The sequence below is a fragment of the Alicyclobacillus hesperidum subsp. aegles genome (genome assembly GCF_027923525.1).
GTDB lineage: Bacteria > Bacillota > Bacilli > Alicyclobacillales > Alicyclobacillaceae > Alicyclobacillus > Alicyclobacillus aegles.
The window spans coordinates 115,237-132,727 of record NZ_BSBJ01000001.1; the positions used below are offsets into that span (position 1 = coordinate 115,237).

22 protein-coding genes are annotated in these 17,491 nt (G+C 54.9%); 14 read left to right on the forward strand and 8 right to left on the reverse strand.

The genetic code is table 11. The annotated features are described in order from the left end of the window. Window positions 1-136: 136 nt before the first annotated feature. Both QMF38_RS00615 and thpR read left to right on the forward strand, forming a co-directional pair. On the forward strand, window positions 137-505 hold the full coding sequence (locus QMF38_RS00615) for an arsenate reductase family protein (protein ID WP_232302157.1): 369 nt from the start codon (window positions 137-139) through the stop codon (window positions 503-505). Further along, the gene (thpR, locus tag QMF38_RS00620) at window positions 506-1,099 is read left to right on the forward strand and encodes an RNA 2',3'-cyclic phosphodiesterase (RefSeq protein WP_058094111.1); all 594 of its coding nucleotides are present in this window, start codon (window positions 506-508) and stop codon (window positions 1,097-1,099) included. It begins immediately after the preceding gene. On the opposite strand, the gene QMF38_RS00625 is transcribed toward thpR, so the two are convergent. Genes QMF38_RS00625 through QMF38_RS00635 form a run of 3 tightly spaced genes read right to left on the reverse strand, consistent with a single transcriptional unit; the run spans window position 1,054 to window position 3,879 of the window. Continuing rightward, window positions 1,054-2,064 (reverse strand): MBL fold metallo-hydrolase, encoded by a 1,011-nt coding sequence (locus QMF38_RS00625; RefSeq protein ID WP_058094110.1) that lies wholly within the window; start codon window positions 2,062-2,064, stop codon window positions 1,054-1,056. The two genes, thpR and QMF38_RS00625, sit on opposite strands and share 46 nt — an antisense overlap. A 12-nt stretch (window positions 2,065-2,076) precedes the next feature. Beyond that, window positions 2,077-3,552 carry an FtsW/RodA/SpoVE family cell cycle protein gene (locus QMF38_RS00630; RefSeq protein WP_058094109.1) on the reverse strand — a complete coding sequence of 492 codons (1,476 nt, stop codon included), beginning with the start codon at window positions 3,550-3,552 and terminating at the stop codon, window positions 2,077-2,079. A gap of 54 nt (window positions 3,553-3,606) precedes the next feature. After that, the gene (locus QMF38_RS00635; protein WP_006447327.1) at window positions 3,607-3,879 is read right to left on the reverse strand and encodes a hypothetical protein; all 273 of its coding nucleotides are present in this window, start codon (window positions 3,877-3,879) and stop codon (window positions 3,607-3,609) included. A 115-nt stretch (window positions 3,880-3,994) separates the two neighbouring features. On the opposite strand from QMF38_RS00635, the gene QMF38_RS00640 reads away from it, so the two are divergent. From QMF38_RS00640 to QMF38_RS00650, 3 genes are read left to right on the forward strand one after another with little or no spacing between them, the layout of a single operon-like run. Further along, the gene (locus QMF38_RS00640) at window positions 3,995-4,819 is read left to right on the forward strand and encodes a glycerophosphodiester phosphodiesterase (protein WP_100218651.1); all 825 of its coding nucleotides are present in this window, start codon (window positions 3,995-3,997) and stop codon (window positions 4,817-4,819) included. 56 nt (window positions 4,820-4,875) lie between these two features. Then, window positions 4,876-6,081, forward strand: a complete 1,206-nt coding sequence (locus QMF38_RS00645) for an FtsW/RodA/SpoVE family cell cycle protein (protein ID WP_040289766.1) — start codon at window positions 4,876-4,878, stop codon at window positions 6,079-6,081. Further along, window positions 6,078-7,250: an aminotransferase class I/II-fold pyridoxal phosphate-dependent enzyme gene (locus tag QMF38_RS00650; protein ID WP_006447325.1), complete on the forward strand. Its 1,173-nt coding sequence runs from the start codon at window positions 6,078-6,080 to the stop codon at window positions 7,248-7,250. Before QMF38_RS00645 ends, QMF38_RS00650 begins: the two co-directional genes overlap by 4 nt. Window positions 7,251-7,287: 37 nt before the next feature. On the opposite strand, the gene QMF38_RS00655 is transcribed toward QMF38_RS00650, so the two are convergent. Both QMF38_RS00655 and QMF38_RS00660 read right to left on the reverse strand, forming a co-directional pair. After that, window positions 7,288-8,118 carry a hypothetical protein gene (locus tag QMF38_RS00655; protein ID WP_040289765.1) on the reverse strand — a complete coding sequence of 277 codons (831 nt, stop codon included), beginning with the start codon at window positions 8,116-8,118 and terminating at the stop codon, window positions 7,288-7,290. A 60-nt stretch (window positions 8,119-8,178) separates the two neighbouring features. Continuing rightward, window positions 8,179-8,817: a SpoIID/LytB domain-containing protein gene (locus tag QMF38_RS00660; protein ID WP_006447323.1), complete on the reverse strand. Its 639-nt coding sequence runs from the start codon at window positions 8,815-8,817 to the stop codon at window positions 8,179-8,181. 141 nt (window positions 8,818-8,958) lie between these two features. Here QMF38_RS00660 and QMF38_RS00665 point away from each other — a divergent pair, with 141 nt between their 5' ends. The 5 genes from QMF38_RS00665 to QMF38_RS00685 all read left to right on the forward strand — a co-directional run bounded on the left by QMF38_RS00665 (window position 8,959) and on the right by QMF38_RS00685 (window position 13,157). After that, complete coding sequence (locus QMF38_RS00665) at window positions 8,959-9,435, forward strand: YwhD family protein (RefSeq protein ID WP_006447322.1); 477 nt, start codon at window positions 8,959-8,961, stop codon at window positions 9,433-9,435. A 30-nt stretch (window positions 9,436-9,465) separates the two neighbouring features. Continuing rightward, on the forward strand, window positions 9,466-10,926 hold the full coding sequence (locus QMF38_RS00670; protein ID WP_281758267.1) for an aminotransferase class I/II-fold pyridoxal phosphate-dependent enzyme: 1,461 nt from the start codon (window positions 9,466-9,468) through the stop codon (window positions 10,924-10,926). A gap of 35 nt (window positions 10,927-10,961) precedes the next feature. Continuing rightward, on the forward strand, window positions 10,962-11,429 hold the full coding sequence (gene bcp / locus QMF38_RS00675) for a thioredoxin-dependent thiol peroxidase (protein WP_058094107.1): 468 nt from the start codon (window positions 10,962-10,964) through the stop codon (window positions 11,427-11,429). A gap of 59 nt (window positions 11,430-11,488) precedes the next feature. Further along, window positions 11,489-11,842: a HesB/IscA family protein gene (locus QMF38_RS00680; protein ID WP_006447319.1), complete on the forward strand. Its 354-nt coding sequence runs from the start codon at window positions 11,489-11,491 to the stop codon at window positions 11,840-11,842. Between the two features lie 82 nt (window positions 11,843-11,924). Next, on the forward strand, window positions 11,925-13,157 hold the full coding sequence (locus tag QMF38_RS00685) for an HD domain-containing protein (RefSeq protein ID WP_232302156.1): 1,233 nt from the start codon (window positions 11,925-11,927) through the stop codon (window positions 13,155-13,157). On the opposite strand, the gene QMF38_RS00690 is transcribed toward QMF38_RS00685, so the two are convergent. After that, window positions 13,142-13,735: a DedA family protein gene (locus QMF38_RS00690; RefSeq protein WP_281758271.1), complete on the reverse strand. Its 594-nt coding sequence runs from the start codon at window positions 13,733-13,735 to the stop codon at window positions 13,142-13,144. The genes QMF38_RS00685 and QMF38_RS00690 overlap by 16 nt on opposite strands. Before the next feature lie 166 nt (window positions 13,736-13,901). Further along, the gene (locus tag QMF38_RS00695) at window positions 13,902-14,237 is read right to left on the reverse strand and encodes a YunC family protein (protein ID WP_058094105.1); all 336 of its coding nucleotides are present in this window, start codon (window positions 14,235-14,237) and stop codon (window positions 13,902-13,904) included. Between the two features lie 146 nt (window positions 14,238-14,383). On the opposite strand from QMF38_RS00695, the gene QMF38_RS00700 reads away from it, so the two are divergent. The 4 genes from QMF38_RS00700 (at window position 14,384) to QMF38_RS00715 (ending at window position 16,935) form a co-directional block, all read left to right on the forward strand. After that, a complete protein-coding gene (locus QMF38_RS00700) occupies window positions 14,384-15,466 on the forward strand; it encodes a M42 family metallopeptidase (RefSeq protein WP_006447315.1) in 1,083 nt (360 codons plus the stop codon). 65 nt (window positions 15,467-15,531) lie between these two features. Beyond that, complete coding sequence (locus QMF38_RS00705) at window positions 15,532-16,014, forward strand: divergent PAP2 family protein (protein WP_040289763.1); 483 nt, start codon at window positions 15,532-15,534, stop codon at window positions 16,012-16,014. 5 nt (window positions 16,015-16,019) lie between these two features. Further along, entirely contained in the window at window positions 16,020-16,544 is a 525-nt protein-coding gene (locus QMF38_RS00710) for an NUDIX domain-containing protein (RefSeq protein WP_232302155.1), read from the forward strand. Further along, window positions 16,510-16,935 carry a DUF86 domain-containing protein gene (locus QMF38_RS00715; protein ID WP_281758275.1) on the forward strand — a complete coding sequence of 142 codons (426 nt, stop codon included), beginning with the start codon at window positions 16,510-16,512 and terminating at the stop codon, window positions 16,933-16,935. Before QMF38_RS00710 ends, QMF38_RS00715 begins: the two co-directional genes overlap by 35 nt. A 24-nt stretch (window positions 16,936-16,959) precedes the next feature. Here QMF38_RS00715 and QMF38_RS00720 read toward each other — a convergent pair whose 3' ends face one another. Further along, window positions 16,960-17,382 (reverse strand): 3D domain-containing protein, encoded by a 423-nt coding sequence (locus QMF38_RS00720; protein WP_232302154.1) that lies wholly within the window; start codon window positions 17,380-17,382, stop codon window positions 16,960-16,962. Window positions 17,383-17,491: the final 109 nt, after the last annotated feature.

Genomic DNA, 17,491 nt, shown 5'->3' on the forward strand with positions numbered 1-17,491 from the left:
GATCGTCCTTTCTTATGCGGGCCGAGATGGTCTAGGCACCGCTTTCAACATCACTGTGGATTATACTATACGTGAGACATGGTACGCTTGTCTGGTATCGAAAAAAGTCGAAATAGGGCAAGTGCGGGAGGAGTCGGTGAGATTGTTGCAACTCTATGGATATGCTCGTTGTTCGACTTGTCGCGAAGCGAAACGCACGTTGACGGAAGCGGGGGCCGATGTCCAGTTTCATGATATCGTCACGTCGCCGCCGGATGAGGACACGATTCGGCGCTGGTTAAAATGCTCAGGCCGCCCCATTGAGGATTTTGTGAATACACGTGGCACGGTGTATCGGCAACGCGACTTGAAACGGGCTCAGTTCACCGAAGACGAGTGGATTAGCGAGCTGACCCGCGACGGCAGGTTATTAAAGCGCCCCATTCTCGAAACGCCAGACGGCGAGGTATACGTCGGTTACCATGAAGGAGCTTATCGGCGAATCGCCATGGGAGGAGGCGATTGAGTGAGTGCCCGCCTGTTTTTTGGACTTGAGTTACCCGTCGAATGGAAGAGAAGTTTGCGTACGCAAGTTGACCTCCTGCGCGAGTCGTACGTTCGCACGGCTGCATGGTCGAATCCAGACCTGGTCCACATCACCGTTTTGTTCCTCGGCATGGTTGACGAATCCGATCGCGCATCGTTAACCGAGGCTGGTCACGTCGCGGCCTCCCAAGTGAAGCCGCTGCGCATTACTACGGGAAACTACGGCGAATTTTCAGGAAATCGAATTTTTTGGTTGGGACTCGACCGTCAGGAATCGGATTGGGACGAGTTGATGCGACTTGGCGAGTTGGTTCGGCAAGCGGTGACCGAACGGGTTCGATTGGATTTAGATGAGAAGCGATTTCGACCACATATCACGCTGGCGCGCAAGCTGGCTAAGTGGGTGGACGTAAAGAGACTACCGCCGCCCACCCGCCTATCGACTGTCGTGACAGAACTGTGCCTCTTCGAGTCGTTGCGGGAGGATGGGCGGTTGGTATATCCCGTGCGCGAGCGTTTTCCGTTTGGTCAATGGGTTGAGGAACCCTCCGAAGCGCCGGTTGCCGACGTCTGACCTGATGCCTCGGCATTCAGTTTACGCCTGCGGCGCCGCTCGTAATGGAGCAGGCCCATTGCGTTGATTGCAAAGTCGTCTGCGATGGCTTCCAGATTAAATTCGTGGTGGCCAAGCTCCCTGAGTCTTTGCTCCATGAGACCGCTGAGTTCGCCGACAAGTCCGGTGACCGATTCGTCCTCGTCGTAGCGCCGATTGATGATGGCCGCAAAAGCCCTACATAGCCGTTCGGTTTCGTCCAAGGCTTCGGCCTTGGGCGTTGCACCAAAATGGGTGTGCAAGATGGTGCTTTCCGGCCGTTGCCGGAAAAGGGCCATGGTGCGTGAGACCGCATCCGGGTCGAAATCGACTGGGGATGTGGACGGCATCACAAAGTCGAACGAGAAGCCGGTAAACTCCTTGCGGAAGCGTAGGCCTGCCGCATCGCCGGCAATGATGATGTCGGAACTTGGGTCGACAATGGAGAAATGGTGGCTTGCATGACCCGGCGTATCGAAGAACGTGAGTTCATGCTTACCGGTTGAAATGACGGATTCATGTTCCTGGATCTGAATTTGTTCTGCGGCGACCGGCTGCACGGGGCCAAACAGATCAAGAATGCGCTTACCATAAACGTCTGACGCACCTTGAAATAGGCGGCTGGGATCGGCCATGTGGCGAGCACCACGCGGATGTACAAGCAATTTGGCTTGTGGCGCCTTGGCCATGAATTGCCCGGCGCCTCCAGCGTGATCGAGATGCACATGGGTAACAGCTACATAGGCGAGATCGGTTGGACGAAGTCCGATGGCGTTAAGACCCGCAAGCAGGGCCGCGTGGGAGTTGGCGGCGCCGGTTTCAATCAGAATCGGGTATGTGTCGCAGATGACATACGCCCCGGTTCGAAAAGGTCGGCCTTGTTCCAAAAGGTCGATGAGCCAAACATCCGGGGCCATTTGCTGTGGGGCAGGGAATGATGTCTGCATCGTTTGAGCCTCCTATCGCTTATCACGGTGTCGCTTGCTCTGAGTCGATTGTACATCGCGACCGCTTTGCCGCCCACGTCGATTCGTTGTCATCTCTTGTTGGGCACGCCACGACAACGATAAGTTCCGTTGCGGTCGTGTCGGGGTCCCCACGTCTTGCTGGCGGCTTTGTGTGCTTGGTTTGCGGCCGCGGCGGGACGTTAATCGCGCGACTGGAGCTGGACGTTGCAGAGGTGGAAACTTGGCATCGGAAGGATCCGATTGCAAACGCTCTGCACGAAATTCTTCGACCGAGATGATGTCGGCAATCGTGTCCTCCTCGGGCATGACAAGCCCTGTTTCGCGCGATACACTCATCAGAATACCTGCGGCGAGTAAATTGATGGCCACATCTGTACCACCGTAACTGATAAATGGCAATGGAATGCCTGTGACTGGCAACATCCATGTCACAGCTCCCAAGTTGATGGCAGCCTGGACGATGATAGTGCTCGTCAGGCCGATGGCGAGTAACGAGCCGAAACGATCACGCGCGTAGCGGGCAATGTGGAACCCACGCCAGATGAGCACGGCAAAAATAGCGAGCAGGCCGATGTCGCCAAGCCATCCCCACTCTTCCGTGAACACCGCGAAAATGAAGTCGGTGTACGATTCTGGCAGATACCCCGTCGAAGCAATGCTCGACGCGAAGCCGCGGCCTGTCCACCCGCCGTTTGCAATGGCGGTTAGTCCTTGGACCAGTTGGTAGCCGGAGGTCTGTGCATGTTGAAACGGATGTAAAAACGCCGTTAAGCGACTGGAGCGATACGAGGCCATGTGTACGCCAAGCAGACCCAGCCCAAAGCTGATGAACAAGGTGATTGCAAGCGGTTTGATGCGCAAACCGGACGCGAACAACAAAACCGTGGCGCTCAGAAAAAGCGTCATGGCTGTACCCATATCGGGTTCTGCAAAAACAAGAAGGGTGAGCAGAAACGTAATCACGAGCGCTGGACGCAACGCGCGTTTATTGTCGTGAAGAACCGGCAGTTTTTTTGTCAGCAAAAAAGACAGGTACAAGACGATGGTGATGACCGCGAGTTCCGACGGCTGCAAGTGAAAGCTGCTTGTGCCAATCCAGCGGGAGGCACCTAAACTGCGGTGGCCAATTCCAGGAACCATCACAAGCAAAAGCAAGGCAATACTGGCGAGTAAACATTTGGCCGCATGTCGGTACCAGAAGTGATACGGGATATAGGTACATGCGGCAAATGCCACGAGTCCGAGGCAAGCAGCCGCTAACTGGCGGACGGCGAAGTGACCAGGACTTAGGCCGAGGTGCAAGTCATACACCATGCTGGCAGAATAAATGGTCACTACGCCGATGCCGGTCAGCATGAGGACCGTAATCATGAGGATATAGTCAGGCTGATGTCGTTCGGTCCGCACGTTCGCACCCCACTCCGTAACTGAAGACAACTCGTCTTTCAATTCGACGTGGGTTGCCATATCCCTGCATCCAAAATGCAGTATGACAAACGAAAAGCTTACCTGGTTCGGCGGTTACCACCAGTGCATGCCGATCGCCGTGATGCCGAGGATGGCGGCGAGCGGGATCGCAAAATGCCAACCGCTACCCGGGCCGCCTGGCCCCATCGGCATTTGGCGGAACGGCTCGGTTTGCTCGTAGGCGACGAGCGAGGTGGGCGTGCGGACGCTGCCTAGAATCAGATGGTGCTTGCTTAAATGGACGACTATGCCCTGAAACGTCCCGAACGGCGTGTGGCAATGGACGTGCTGACCAATGTATTTGCGAATGTCGTGGTGCGTAAGCATAGGTGAACGCCTCCTTTGTCACTGCCTAGGGTATGGGGCGCGTATCCCGAATGACCCGGCGAATGCACAGATTGTCCAATTTGCGGGAACATTTGGCTTGCTGCGGGGTGATGCCATGCGGGCGTCTGATCGGTTGGCGCAACGGTGGGCGAATGGGCACAATGTTCGATGTAAGGTCATTGCGCATCGCGGCGCGAGTCTACACAGGCCGGCCAATACCCTGGATGCTTTTCGGCTAGCTCTTGATATGGGTGCAGATATCTTAGAAACGGACGTTCACTGGACGCGCGATGGCGTGCTTGTCGTTTCCCACGATGAAGTCGTGGATACAGTTAGCAACGGTCAAGGACGGATCGCCGATATGACCTATGCAGAATTGTTGCGGCTCGATTTTGGCTATCGCTTTTCACCGGATGGAGGTAAGACCTTTCCATTTCGAGGCCAAGGCGTTCGGATACCAACATTTCTGGAATTGTTGAAGAGCTTCCCGAATTGTACAATCAACGTCGACATCAAACCGCGGAATGCCCGCATCAGCGAGTTTTTGCGAATGGTCGACGCGGTTGGGGCGCTTGAGCGGATTATCTTGGCTTCGTTTCACCACGCGACGCTTGTGGAGGCGCGATCGCGCTGCCCTAGGCTACGGACAAGCGCATCCGTGCGCGAAGTGGCTTCTTTTCTACTCGCTACCCGCATGGGCGTTAGACGTACAAAGCACAGACTACCGTATGTCGCTTTGCAGGTGCCCCGAGAGCGGTACGGGATAACCGTGGTGGATCAAACATTTGTCGATCGCGCCCACGCCGCTGGCGTCGAGGTGCATGTATGGACGATCGACGATCCCGAGCAAATGCGCCACTTGATCGATCTTGGCGTCGATGGCATTGTCACAAATTCGCCGCAGACTTTGCAAAGCGTCCTGCTGGAAAGCGGGCCGTAATCGTGCCATGATGGGCATGATGGGGATGTTTGATTTTGACGGGAGGAGGACGGCGCGTGGAATCGTTACGAAGAAATATGAAGTACATCGACCTCTCCGTGATCGGTGTGTTGATTCTGCTCGCCGTGTACGCCTGTATGGCGATCAACGCGACGACTAGGGGCAACCACAACCCGCTCATCCCGAGTCACGTGATGAGCAAGCAGATCATGTGGGAGATTGTTGGGATGATTGCCCTTATCGGCGGGATGTTGTTCGATTATCGGCTGCTTCGGCGTGTGCACTGGTGGGTATATGGCATTTCGATGGTGCTCTTAGTAGCCGTTTTCGCGTTTCCGGCCGTACAGGGTGCGCACTCGTGGATCCGGTTGCACTCGCTGTCCATTCAGCCGTCCGAGTTGGCAAAGTTGGCTTTAATCATCTGGCTGGCGAGCTATATGGCGAATGTGGAAGAGTCGGAAGTTCCCGATTATCGCTTGCGTAAGCAATGGATCATTCTCCCGATTTTTTTAGTGCCATTCGCATTGACGTACAAAGAGCCAGCGCTTGGACAAGCATTGGTGATGATCGCCATCGTGTTGACTATGTACACGGTGTTTGCACGGCGAGCGCAATTTCTGATGATTATGGGCTTTGTCGTGGTCATCGTCGGCGCCTGTATTTTGGCGACGACCATCTATACGCAGCAGACGCTGGGGCTCATTCAAAATGTGCTCATCAAGCATCACCTTTTAAAAGCCTATCAGTCGTACCGCATTCTGACGTGGCTTAATCCGAGCTTTAGCCAAGACCAGTATGGATACAACATTCATATGACGCAAACCGCGATTGGCAGCGGGCAATTGTTTGGCGAAGGCTACGGGAAAGGTGTGCTGACCAGCGGCGGTTGGGTGCCAAATCAGTGGACCGACTATATCTTCTCGGCAATTGGAGAGGAATTCGGCTTCGTTGGTTCGGCAATTTTAGTGCTGCTCTTTCTTTTGCTTTGCTATCGTTTGATCCGCATTGCCCAAACGACCATCGATCCGTTTGGCATGTACATGGCCGTTGGCGTGGTGGGTATGTTTTCGTTTCAGGTATTTGAAAACATTGGGGCGGACATGTATCTGAGTCCGTCGACAGGTATCACATTGCCATTTATCAGTTACGGTGGCACATCGCTTGCCATCGACTATCTTGCGGTAGGGCTCATTCTCAGCGTCGGTTTGCGCCGTCGCAAAATTCGTTTTCAAACCATTGAACACAAGGGGCGCTCGTTGTGAAGTTTGTCGTAGCGGATCGCATCTCGCGTCTACCATCGCAGTTTTTTTCAGGACTCACGCGCCGGGTTGCTGCCGTTCAGGCCGCCGGGCACGACGTCATCAATCTTGGTCAGGGAAATCCTGACCTGCCGACGCCACCGCACATTGTCGAAGCTCTTCGCCGTGCTGTTCTCGATCCAGCGACGCACAAATACCCACCCTTTCGCGGCTTACCGAAACTCAAGGAAGCCGCTGCCGCGTTTTATCAGCGCACGTATGGGGTTACGGTAGATCCGGAGACGGAAGTGGCCGTGATTGTCGGTGGCAAAACGGGACTCGTCGAATTGGCCGAATTATATTTGAACCCTGGGGATGTTGCGCTCGTTCCGGACCCAGGATATCCGGATTATCTGAGTGGAATTGCGCTCGCTGGCGGCGTGGCTTATCCCATGCCACTGCTTGCCGAACGTTCCTTTTTGCCGGACTTGGACGCCGTACCTGAACAAGTCTGGGATCGTACGCGGCTTTGGTATCTCAACTACCCGAACAACCCGACGGGAGCCGGCGCGACACCTGAATTTTTTCAACATGTCATCGCCAAGGCGAGCGAGCATAGAACGCTTGTGGTGCATGACTTTGCCTATGGTGCCATTGGCTATGACGGCAAGCGGCCACCGTCGTTCATGGCGCAACCAGACGCGAAGGAAGTCGGTATTGAAATTTACACGCTTAGCAAAACGTTTAACATGGCCGGTTGGCGCGTGGCCTTTGCCGTGGGAAATCGGGACGTGATCGAACATATCAATCTAATTCAAGATCACTATTACGTGTCGATTTTTGCGGCGGTGCAGGAGGCTGCGGCCGAAGCATTGACTGGGCCGACTGATTGCATCGACGAGTTGGTGAATGCGTATCAAGTTCGCCGTGATGCGTTCGTGCAGAGTGCGCAGGAGCACGGCCTCTATGTGCCGAGGCCAGATGGCTCATTCTTTTGTTGGGTGCCGATTCCAAATGGCATGAATTCCGTTGCGTTCGCCGAGGCCTTGTTATCTCAGGCGCATGTGGCAGTCGCACCGGGAGCAGGATTTGGCGATCACGGTGAGGGATATGTGCGCGTCGGCTTGCTGGCTCCACCGGATCGCCTGGCGGAAGCGGCACGGCGAATGGCCATGTTCGTCCGGCAATCTTAATATCCACGCAACATACAGCGAAAAGGCCCGAACCCCGTCAGGGGCGTTCCGGGCCTTCGCCAATTTGGGATTGTTGCCTAAACTTATCCGCGAGTTGAATCAGCCAAAGATGGTGATACGGCTCCTGGTAGAGCACGGGTTCGATCCGCCTGTCGCCCGGCCCAATCTTGTACATCCACACCGTCGCTTCCTGACGAATGTTCTCGTGCATCCGGATGCCTAGGTGGATGGAGTCGCGATAGCCGTTCTTATACGCAATAACGCCCAGTTGCCCATGCAGCTCGGCGACCATTGGCCGGTACTTGGGATTGCGGAAAATGGGTGCATCAAACCATGGCGTGTCGCCGTTTTTGTCGGTGCGAAACCGCTGCTCGGTCTCGATGACGACCACTTCCGCACCTTCGAGTGGTTGTTTCGTGCGCCCGTCGATCACATGAATGCGCAATTTGCTCGTCTTGCGCGTGTATCCCCACGATTCAGGGCCGGGAGGCGTGGCTTGACTGGCAGCGGGCGGCTGGCTTCCCGGCGCCGGCGTTGCCGCTCCGGACGGATTGGACTGTTGTGGCGTCGAAGCCCCTGGTGGCTTGGCGCTGTTGTTGGTGCCAGGCTGTACCGGATTTGTGCGCGGAGGTGTCGGAACTGCCTGATTCGGCCTCGGTTTTGCGGGTGCTACAGGCGTGCGGTTACCTGTCGTCGCGTTGTTGTTGGCGACAGTATCTTGAACTTGCCCCATCGTGGCCACAGCACCGCGCAGGCTTTGTGCATGATGGTTACTGGACGAATTGTCGTCCACCGGGATCGCCATCGCGATCACGCCAGCAGCAGCACATGCGAGCAGAACAGAGCGAGCGGATGGAAAACGCTTCATAGCAGGATCTCCTCGATGTTTAGAGTCGTATTCTTCAAGGGCCAAAGGTGGTTCTAGGCACTATGATTGAAGCTTCATCAGTGCCCGATTCTGGTAATAGAACTGCAAAATCTGTACGTAATTTTGTCCTCGTTCGGCCCAGTACTCGGTTCCCCATTGTGCCATTTTCTGTGCGTTGCGGTATTGCCAATTTGGATCGTTCTGATAACCGGCTGAATAATTGAGTTCGATAATTTCTCCATTGGGTCGCGTATACGCCACGTTTTGAATAGCCGCAAATGCCGCATTTGTGGTTGGCTGCGACGAAAGGTCCTGAAAATGTTGGAAATTCGTCGTGTTATCGACGTCAAACGTGAAACCGTCTATGGTCACAGGGTGCAGATGGTGGTACCATGCAAACATTTTGACTGCCATTGCACCCGCTTTTAACGCTTCAGGACGCCAACTTGGGAACCACTCGTTGGGCAATACATCTTCGCAATACGTCACAAACGGGACGGCTTGGACGTAGATAATGCGGCCACGCGGATCTGGTTCGCCGCTCGCGTTGTTTTCCCGAATCGCCACGCGCATGACGGAAGGCATGCTTGTGTTGTAAATCGTCTGAGCGGCTTCCACATTGGGTGCCGCGATCACGCCAGGCATCGCGAGCATGAAGCCGATGGCCGCGACTTTTGTTCGACGGCGTAATGTCTTCATGGCTGTTCCCCTCATTCAATGGTCATTTGCCCTTACTTTGCCCAGCGGGGCACATGCCATGCATCGATATACGTGTGACAGAGGAGCGGGTGAAGGGTAGAATGGGAAGGCAGTAACGTTCGAGGACGGGAGGGCAACAAGATGCAAAAACTAGGTCTTACGGGCACGTCAAAACATCAGACGGATGATCAAATGAAGGGTATTTCCGCTGTCCTGATGGACGGCGATGAGGTATTTGTGGACAATGGTGCAATTCATGCCAAAAGCAGAATTGAATTAGGTATTCAGTTTGTTAAGTCGCTTACAGAAGTGCCGAATCCGCGTCGGGTCATCGGCTTGTGGGTGACGTTAAAGCGCTTTGCGGATGGTATGGGATATTCAGGTGCCATGCCATTTGAACTTTGGATTGACGCCGACGCGAAATTGGGATACAAGAAACTCGCGGAACAGGTTAATAGCATGGACAAGGCGGTGCGCGGCACCGTTGATCTCAGCCAGCTCACGGATGCCGAAATCGAAGCATTTGCATCATTTTTACGCCAGACGCGCGCTGACCTGTGGGAACATGCTGCAGAAGGGTTTCGCAGCGCGTTTGCGCGAGCTGAAAGCGGGACATAACCGCCCCGAGAGAAGGAGGATACCTAGCCGTTGAACCAGAATGAAACGCCGCTTTTTGACGCCCTGCTTCGCCATGCGGCGCGCCAGCCGGTGCAGTTTCACATCCCGGGGCACAAGCGGGGAAGGGGTATGGACAATCGGTTTCGATCGTTTGTTGGGGATAATGCACTTTCCTTGGATTTAATTAATATTGCGCCACTCGACGATTTGCATCACCCCACAGGCGCCATCAAACATGCACAGGAACTTGCTGCGGAGGCGTTTGGGGCCGACTACACCTATTTTTCCGTGCAAGGGACATCGACGGCCATCATGACGATGGTACTGGCAACGGTTGGGCCTGGCGAGAAGATCTTGGTGCCGCGCAATGTGCACAAGTCCGTACTCACCGCCATCATACTCGCCGATGCGCACCCCATCTTCCTGCACCCAGAGGTCGATCGCGACTTTGGCATCTCGCACGGATTATCGGTGGAAACGGTCGCGGATGCCCTGCATCGCCATCCGGACGCACGCGCATTGGTTGTCATCAATCCTACCTATTTTGGCATTGCGGCCGATCTCGCTCGCATTGTCGAGATTGCGCACAGCGTGGGCGTGCCCGTTTTGGTCGACGAAGCGCATGGCGTGCACACCGGGTTTCATCCGGAACTGCCGCTTTCTGCGATGGAGGCTGGCGCCGACATGGCGGCGACGAGCGTGCACAAACTGGGCGGCTCGATGACAGGCTCGAGTGTGTTGAACGTGAGGGAAGGGATGATCGATCCGCGGCACGTGCAGGTGGTCCTCAGTATGCTCACGACGACATCGACTTCGTACCTGCTATTGGCATCTCTTGACGTTGCGCGCAAGGAATTGGCGATGTTCGGGCGCGATCGCATCGGTTATGCCATTGCCTTGGCCAACCGGGCGCGGGCGGAGATCGAACAAATTCCAGGGCTTACGTGCCTGGACAAGCGGCAGCTTGGTGGAAGCGCCACGTACGCGCTCGATCCGACGAAGTTGACGATTTCCGTGAAAGACCTAGGCCTGACGGGCTACGATGTGGAGCGCATCCTGCGCGAAGATTACAATATAGAAGTCGAGCTCAGCGATTTATATAACATTCTTTGCATTGTTTCGTGGGGCGACAGCGAGGACGATGTGTCCGCACTGGTGACGGCGCTGCGCGAGATAGCCGGGCGCTTCCGTCCGCGTGAGATTAAGGAGCATGCACCGGTCACGTTGCCGTCGATGCCCGAACTTCGGATGACACCGCGGTCGGCTTTTTACGCGCCCACGGAAGTGGTTCCTTTGCAGGAGTCTGTCGGCCGCACCATGGCGGAAATGGTCATGGTGTATCCACCGGGAATTCCCATCTTGCTACCGGGCGAGATCATCACGCAGGACAACATCGACTATATCGAAGCAAATCTGCGCGCCGGATTGCCTGTACAGGGACCGGATGACCCGGAAATTCGCATGATCAAAGTAGTCAAACGCGATTCGTAAAGAATTTCCAGCGCGGGACAAAAGGAGGATAACCGATGGCACTGCAGGTGGGCGAACAGGCGCCGGATTTTCAAGCCGTCGCGGACAATGGCGAACAAGTAAGACTGGGCGATCTGCGTGGACAAGTTGTGGTGCTGTACTTCTATCCGAAGGACGATACGCCCGGATGTACCGCCGAAGCATGTGCTTTTCGCGACTTACAGTCACAGTTTGCCGATCTTGGCGCCGCTATTTACGGCGTGTCCCGCGACGATGTGAAGTCGCACGGCAAATTTCGCGACAAATTTCAGTTAAACTTTCCGCTACTTGCCGATACGGACAGCCAAATTTGTGAGAAGTATGGCGTTTTGAAGGAGAAGAACATGTTTGGTAAGAAGTCGATTGGCATTGAGCGTACTACCTTCGTAATCGATCGCGATGGCACCATTGCGGCCATTTTCCCGAAAGTCAAGGTGGATGGTCACGCCGACGCGGTCCTCGATGTCGTGCGTAGCCTCGGTTAAATCAGCCTGTCTTTTCGCGCCGATACGCGTATAATAGAAGGGTGAGGAGGCGAACCACTGTGATCACGTTGACCGAAAGCGCGGCGGAGCGCGTGCGGGCGCTCATTTCTGAGCAGGCTTCCGACGAAGACGCGTTGCGTCTCTATACCAAGCCGGGTGGTTGCACGGGTTTCAGCTACGGCATGGCTTTAGATGTACAGAAAGAGGGAGACCAAGTCTTCACTCAACACGGCGTCAAGGTCGTCGTGGATCCGGAGAGCTTGGAGTTGATCGACGGCTCGGAAGTGGATTATGTTGACGACCTGACGGGTCAAGGCTTTAAGATTAACAACCCGAATGCGACCTCGATGTGTGGATGTGGCTCGAGTTTTCGAACGGCGACACACGCTGGTCAACCGGGTTCATGCGATTGAATACACGTTTGGCTGACCGGGCCGCGAAGGCGACTCGGCCAGCCTTTTTGATAAGCAGGTGAGTTCTCTGTTTGAGAAGGTTTTGAAAGATCCGGTACATGATGAGATCCTGTTTGACGATTCACTGCTGTGGGATTTGGTGAATGTTCCCGCGGTCCAGCGTTTGCGGCGTATTCGCCAGTTGGGTACGTCGTATCTAACATTCCATGGGGCCGAGCACACGCGGTTTGCTCATTCTCTTGGCGCGTACGAAACCATGCGCCGCGTCTTATATCATCTACAACGCGAGTGTGGCTGGCCAACGGATCGCCGCGACGAGCGCCTGGCACTCTCCGCCGCGCTTTTGCACGATGTCGGGCATGGTCCGTTTTCCCACACGTTTGAATCGGTACTCGGCATTCATCATGAAGAATGGACATATCGTATCATTCTCGAAGACTGCGAACTGCGAAAGACGCTGGATGGCGTCGATAGCGATTTTGCTCTGGATCTGGTGTCCATTCTTCGCAAGGAAGGGCGTTTTCCAGCGATTGAGGCCCTCATCTCGAGCCAACTCGACGTCGACCGCATGGATTACATGTTGCGCGATGCACAAGCCACGGGAGTTTCGTACGGACGCTTCGAATTGGCGAGGCTCATTCGCTCGCTGACGATGACTGATGGGCGCATTTATGTAAAATCATCCAGTCTACATACCGTCGAGCAATATTTGCTGGCACGTTACTTCATGTACGTGCAAGTTTACTTACATCCTGTAACGGTTGGCAGCGATGTGTTGGTCGAGAAAATTCTTACGCGCGTCCGGGATTTGATGAGCGAGGAAAGTCGGGTTGAGGTGCCGGATGCCTTGGCGCGGGTACTCGCTCCTGCCGGGACGGATGTCGCGGCCTATGTGCGGCTTGACGAGGCGGTGCTCGTCTATGCATTCCATTTGTGGTCCGAGGCAGACGATGCGATTCTACGGGATCTCGCAACGCGTTTCTTGCATCGTAAGCTTTTTGCACCCGTGGTGCGGGAGGATACCTCGCAGATCGATCTCGCGGCTTTGCGCACTACCGCAAAGGCAATGGGCTTTCATCCCGATTATTACGTTTCGCAGCGTCAGTGTATCATTCCCGGATACGACGTTTTAGGGCAAGGTATCACACTCATCGGCGCAAATGGGGATATGGTCGACTTAAGTCAGGCATCAAAATTGATCCGTACATTGGTTCCCAGTCGCGAGAATCGGCTGTTTCTACCTAAAGAAATGCTGGAAGAGAGCGCGGGGTCGCTCGGACGCCGCGCCCGCTCCATCGTTTATTCGAGACCCTGACCCGACTTTCGGCGCACCCAAAAGGCGATTACGGCGATGACAAGAATGACGGCGCCGACATACGTGAACGGTTTGACGTGATCGGCAAACACTTGCCAATTTTTGTTGAGTTGGTATCCCGCATAGAGCATGCCAAGATTCCAAATGGCCGATCCAATTAGGGAAAACACAATAAAGCGGCCCATGCGCATGCGTGCAAACCCGGCTGGTAGCGAGACAAACGTCCGGACCGCGGGCACCATGCGTCCAAAAAAGACGGTTACTTCGCCAAAGCGGTTGAACCAGTGTTCGGCCTTGTCCAAGTGGCGGGCGTTCAAACCGATATAGCGGCCGTAGCGAAGGACAAATGGCCGCCCGCCGTAGTCGCCAATGGCATAGGCAATCAGGGACCCGACAAGGTTGGCTATCGTGCCCACAATGAGCGCTGGCCAAAAGCCAATGAGATGGCGAAATGCCAAAAATCCGGCGAGAGGCATGACAACCTCAGAAGGAATCGGAATGCAACAACTTTCGAGCGCCATCAAGACAAAAATGGCTAGCAAACCGTGCTGCACGATAAAGAGGTGAAGATGCGACACCACAATCCCCCGTTCTGTTCTACGCTGGAATCCAAACTGCACCAAAGGCTCCAGTAGGGACCCATCGCTGTTATCGTAACGTTTTTTCTTTCGAAAGAAAACGACGAAACGAATGGGGGAAAAGTTCAAAGGTATCTCAACGACGGAGTTGTTTCACGCAGAACGGTTATCCGTTCTGCGTGGACTGCTGTTGCTCGGCGGCGCCCATCAGCCGCAAAGCTTCGCGAATTGGCATTCCGCAGAGGATGCCAAGTGCTTCCGCTTCTTGCGTGCAGCTTTCTACGGTGCCGTCCAACAACTCGGATATGGTCTTTACGCCAGTTGCGCGCACAGCGACGATACCGCGGCTTGCAAGTTGTGTGCGCAAAAGCGCGATATCCAGTGCTCCGCACATCGCGTATCCAATCGAGTTGCTGATTGCAAGCAAGTTTGTCTTTGGCAGGGCGACGTGTGTCGCCGTAAACGGATATTCGTCGATCCACACAGGCTGAAGATGCACCATCCTGCATTCTCCTTTGAGCATAGATTGCGTATCGCTTCAGCGTATTCCGCGAAGCACATGGGTGCCAATCGGAATGGCGGATCGCAGATGAGGACTGTGGTAACATATACGTGATGCCTTAGGCATCGAGAAGGAGGCATACATACATGGCGACACATATCGACGTTTTGCGTGAACTGTGTGATGCGTATGGCATCTCCGGGTACGAGTCGGGTGTGCGTAAGTTGTTCGAACAACACTTGGCACCCTTGTCGGAACAAGTCCTGCGTGACCGCTCTGGCGGGATCGTCGGCGTCAAAACTGGTGATGCTACAGGCCCGAAAGTTCTGGTTGCCGGGCACCTTGACGAAATCGGATTCATGGTAACGCACATCACGCCGGAAGGCTTTTTGAAATTCCAGACCATCGGAGGCTGGTGGTCGCAGGTCGTGTTGTCCCAGCGCGTGATTGTCCAAACGCGCAAAGGCAATCTGCTGGGTGTGACGGGTTCGAAGCCTCCACACATCCTGCCAGCCGAAGAGCGCAAGAAGGTCGTCGAACTCAAGGACGTTTTTATCGACATCGGTGCGACGAGCAAAGAGCACGCAGAAGAATTGGGCGTGCGTCCGGGTGACGCGATTGTGCCTTATTCGCCGTTTACGCAAATGGGCAATCCTAAGATGTATATGTCGAAGGCTCTTGACAATCGGTTGGGCTGCGCGACGGCGATTGGCGTTCTTAAAGAACTGCAGGGCCAATCTCATCCGAATACGCTTTATGCAGGTGCAACTGTGCAGGAAGAAGTGGGCCTGCGCGGTGCTCGCACGTTGGCGCACCTGGTCAATCCAGATATTGCGATCTCGGTGGATGTCGGTATCGCTGGCGATACACCGGGCATTGATGGTGACCAACGGGGGCAATTGGCCGATGCGGGCAAGGGTCCTTTGTTGATGATCTACGACGGTTCGATGATTCCAAATAACCGATTCCGCGATTTTGTGCTCGATACGGCGGCGACGGAGAAGATCCCGGTGCAAGTGGAGAGCATGAGTGGGGGTGGAACAGACGCGGGGGCGTTCCACTTACACGGCATTGGCGTCCCAAGTGTCAACATCGGCTTTGCGACACGGTACATTCACAGCCACAACGCCATTGTGCACGAGGACGACTACTTCCAGGCTATCCAATTGATCACGGCTCTTGTCAAGGCACTCGACAAAAGTGTGGTCAAGGAAATTCAAGAATGGTAAAGTGATGGTGGGTACAAGCGGGCGCCGTTGTTCGGCGCCCTGCCTATCAAGGAGGGCCGCTGTTGATGTCAGACGTTCCGCACTTCCTATTGGGGCTGTGGGCCAATACTGCGCTGATGGCGGCTATCTGTGCCATCGTCTTTACACAGATATTGAAAGTTCCCATTCATTATCTTACGACGCGCGCCTGGGATATACATAAGCTACTGGACGCGGGCGGCATGCCAAGTTCACATGCTGCCGGCGTTGTCGCGTTGGCGAGCGCTTTGTGGTTTGTCGTGGGTCCCTCATCCCCGGTCTTTGCGACTGCGGTTGTCTTTGCCGCCATCGTGTTGTACGACGCCGGTGGCATTCGTCGACATGCCGGCGAGCACGCAGTGCTTCTCAATCGAATTGCAATGGAATTTTCTCAACGTGGGGAGTCGGCTGCAACCGTTCAAGAGGAAGGAGAGCGCCTTAAGGAGATCTTAGGTCATGAACCGAGCGAAATCATCGTCGGGGCTTTCTTGGGTCTCGCGATTGGAATTGCCTTTGGGAAATGGTGGTGAATGCGGTGCATTCGAGCGCTTGGCAACCTGCTCGCCATCTGCATACGGATATTGAGCGTAGGGCAGCTCACCCTCCGCATTCGGTCATCGTTTTCGCATTTGCTTTTGACAGTCTCGTCTGGGTTCGCCATCCCCTACGCGGTTGGGAGTTACCCGGCGGCAAAGTGGAGCCGGGCGAGACGCCGGAGCAGGCGGCCCACCGCGAGGCTTGGGAAGAGGCTGGGCTCAAATTGGAACATCTCGCATGGCTGGCCGAATATACCATTGTATTGCCAACAGGCACAAAAGGCTTCAAGTGGGTGTATACAGCCGATGTTTACGACGTAGCTGCAAGACCTCAGGGTTCTGAAATTGTGGACGTGTGGATACCACGACCAGCCATCAATCCCGCAGATGTGAGAATGGACGACACCGTGAGTCCAGTGATGAAGGACGACATGTTTTCGAATTTATTCCCCATTGCGCGTCAGAGATGGTTAGAAAGGAGGATGTCGGATGTTCCTCACCGATGCTCACAAGGAACAGATTGAGACGTGGTTAGCGGGGCTTTCCGAACGAGTAGCGTGGTTGCAGACGCTATCCCAGCAAAGTGACGCTTGGGAGCAAGATTTGACTTGGCGCCTTGCCGCCGAGCGCGCATTGCATACAAGCGTCGAGTACGTGACAGACATCTCGTCCCTTATCATCGATGCTTTGGTCATGCGCGACCCCGGCGGCTACGCCGACATTGTGAAGGTCTTGGTCGAAGAACAGGTTGTCGACGCACAATGGTTCGATTCGTTCACGGGCATCTTCGACCTACGCACGAAGTTGCTTCGCGATCACGCACAGGTCACACCGACCGAGATTCGCCAAGCAGTCGTGCGTTACGCAAACCAGTTTTCCCCCTTTATCGATGCGATCCGTGCATACATCAAGTGATACGGCTCAGGCTCACAGCGTGAATCACACGTCTGTGAGATTGTCCGGGATATAGACCGTGACCTTGCACTGCTTCACTCCAAACTGCAAGGCATTTCTCCTAGATGGCATCAGCACGTCGATGTGACGTCCGCGAATGGCGCCGCCGGTATCCTCGGCGATGCGCCAGCCCACCCCCTCAATGTACAGTAGGCTTCCATACGGAATCACAGTAGGATCGACGGCAACCGTTCGGCCCGTTTTCGCAAAAGTGCCGGTTGCGGTGATGCCAAAGCCAGGATCCCCGGGATCTTTACCCGTCGAAATGCGATCCAAGTTGTATGCCGTGATCGTAAAAAGATCGCTTTCCTTGCGATATTTGCGGATGTCATAATCACGGCCAAACACGGTGATGGCACTTGGCTGTGTGGACATATCTGTCCGCTGGTACACATGGTGGGGTCGCACGCAGTCACCTGCGGTAGCCGGCGCTTCGCCCCACCATAACGATGTACTCACAACCGCCGCAATGCAAAAGCCAGATAAGTGGTAACTGTTCATGTCTGTAATATGTATC

Bases quoted from the DNA above. Each gene is read 5' to 3' on its own strand.
- QMF38_RS00640 (WP_100218651.1), top strand. From the start codon at position 3,995: ATGCGGGCGTCTGATCGGTTGGCGCAACGGTGGGCGAATGGGCACAAT.
- QMF38_RS00665 (WP_006447322.1), top strand. From the start codon at position 8,959: ATGCAAAAACTAGGTCTTACGGGCACGTCAAAACATCAGACGGATGAT.
- QMF38_RS00625 (WP_058094110.1), bottom strand. From the start codon at position 2,064: ATGCAGACATCATTCCCTGCCCCACAGCAAATGGCCCCGGATGTTTGG.
- QMF38_RS00655 (WP_040289765.1), bottom strand. From the start codon at position 8,118: ATGAAGCGTTTTCCATCCGCTCGCTCTGTTCTGCTCGCATGTGCTGCT.
- QMF38_RS00705 (WP_040289763.1), top strand. From the start codon at position 15,532: ATGTCAGACGTTCCGCACTTCCTATTGGGGCTGTGGGCCAATACTGCG.
- QMF38_RS00700 (WP_006447315.1), top strand. From the start codon at position 14,384: ATGGCGACACATATCGACGTTTTGCGTGAACTGTGTGATGCGTATGGC.
- QMF38_RS00630 (WP_058094109.1), bottom strand. From the start codon at position 3,552: ATGGCAACCCACGTCGAATTGAAAGACGAGTTGTCTTCAGTTACGGAG.
- bcp (WP_058094107.1), top strand. From the start codon at position 10,962: ATGGCACTGCAGGTGGGCGAACAGGCGCCGGATTTTCAAGCCGTCGCG.
- QMF38_RS00715 (WP_281758275.1), top strand. From the start codon at position 16,510: ATGTTCCTCACCGATGCTCACAAGGAACAGATTGAGACGTGGTTAGCG.
- QMF38_RS00660 (WP_006447323.1), bottom strand. From the start codon at position 8,817: ATGAAGACATTACGCCGTCGAACAAAAGTCGCGGCCATCGGCTTCATG.
- QMF38_RS00635 (WP_006447327.1), bottom strand. From the start codon at position 3,879: ATGCTTACGCACCACGACATTCGCAAATACATTGGTCAGCACGTCCAT.
- QMF38_RS00695 (WP_058094105.1), bottom strand. From the start codon at position 14,237: ATGGTGCATCTTCAGCCTGTGTGGATCGACGAATATCCGTTTACGGCG.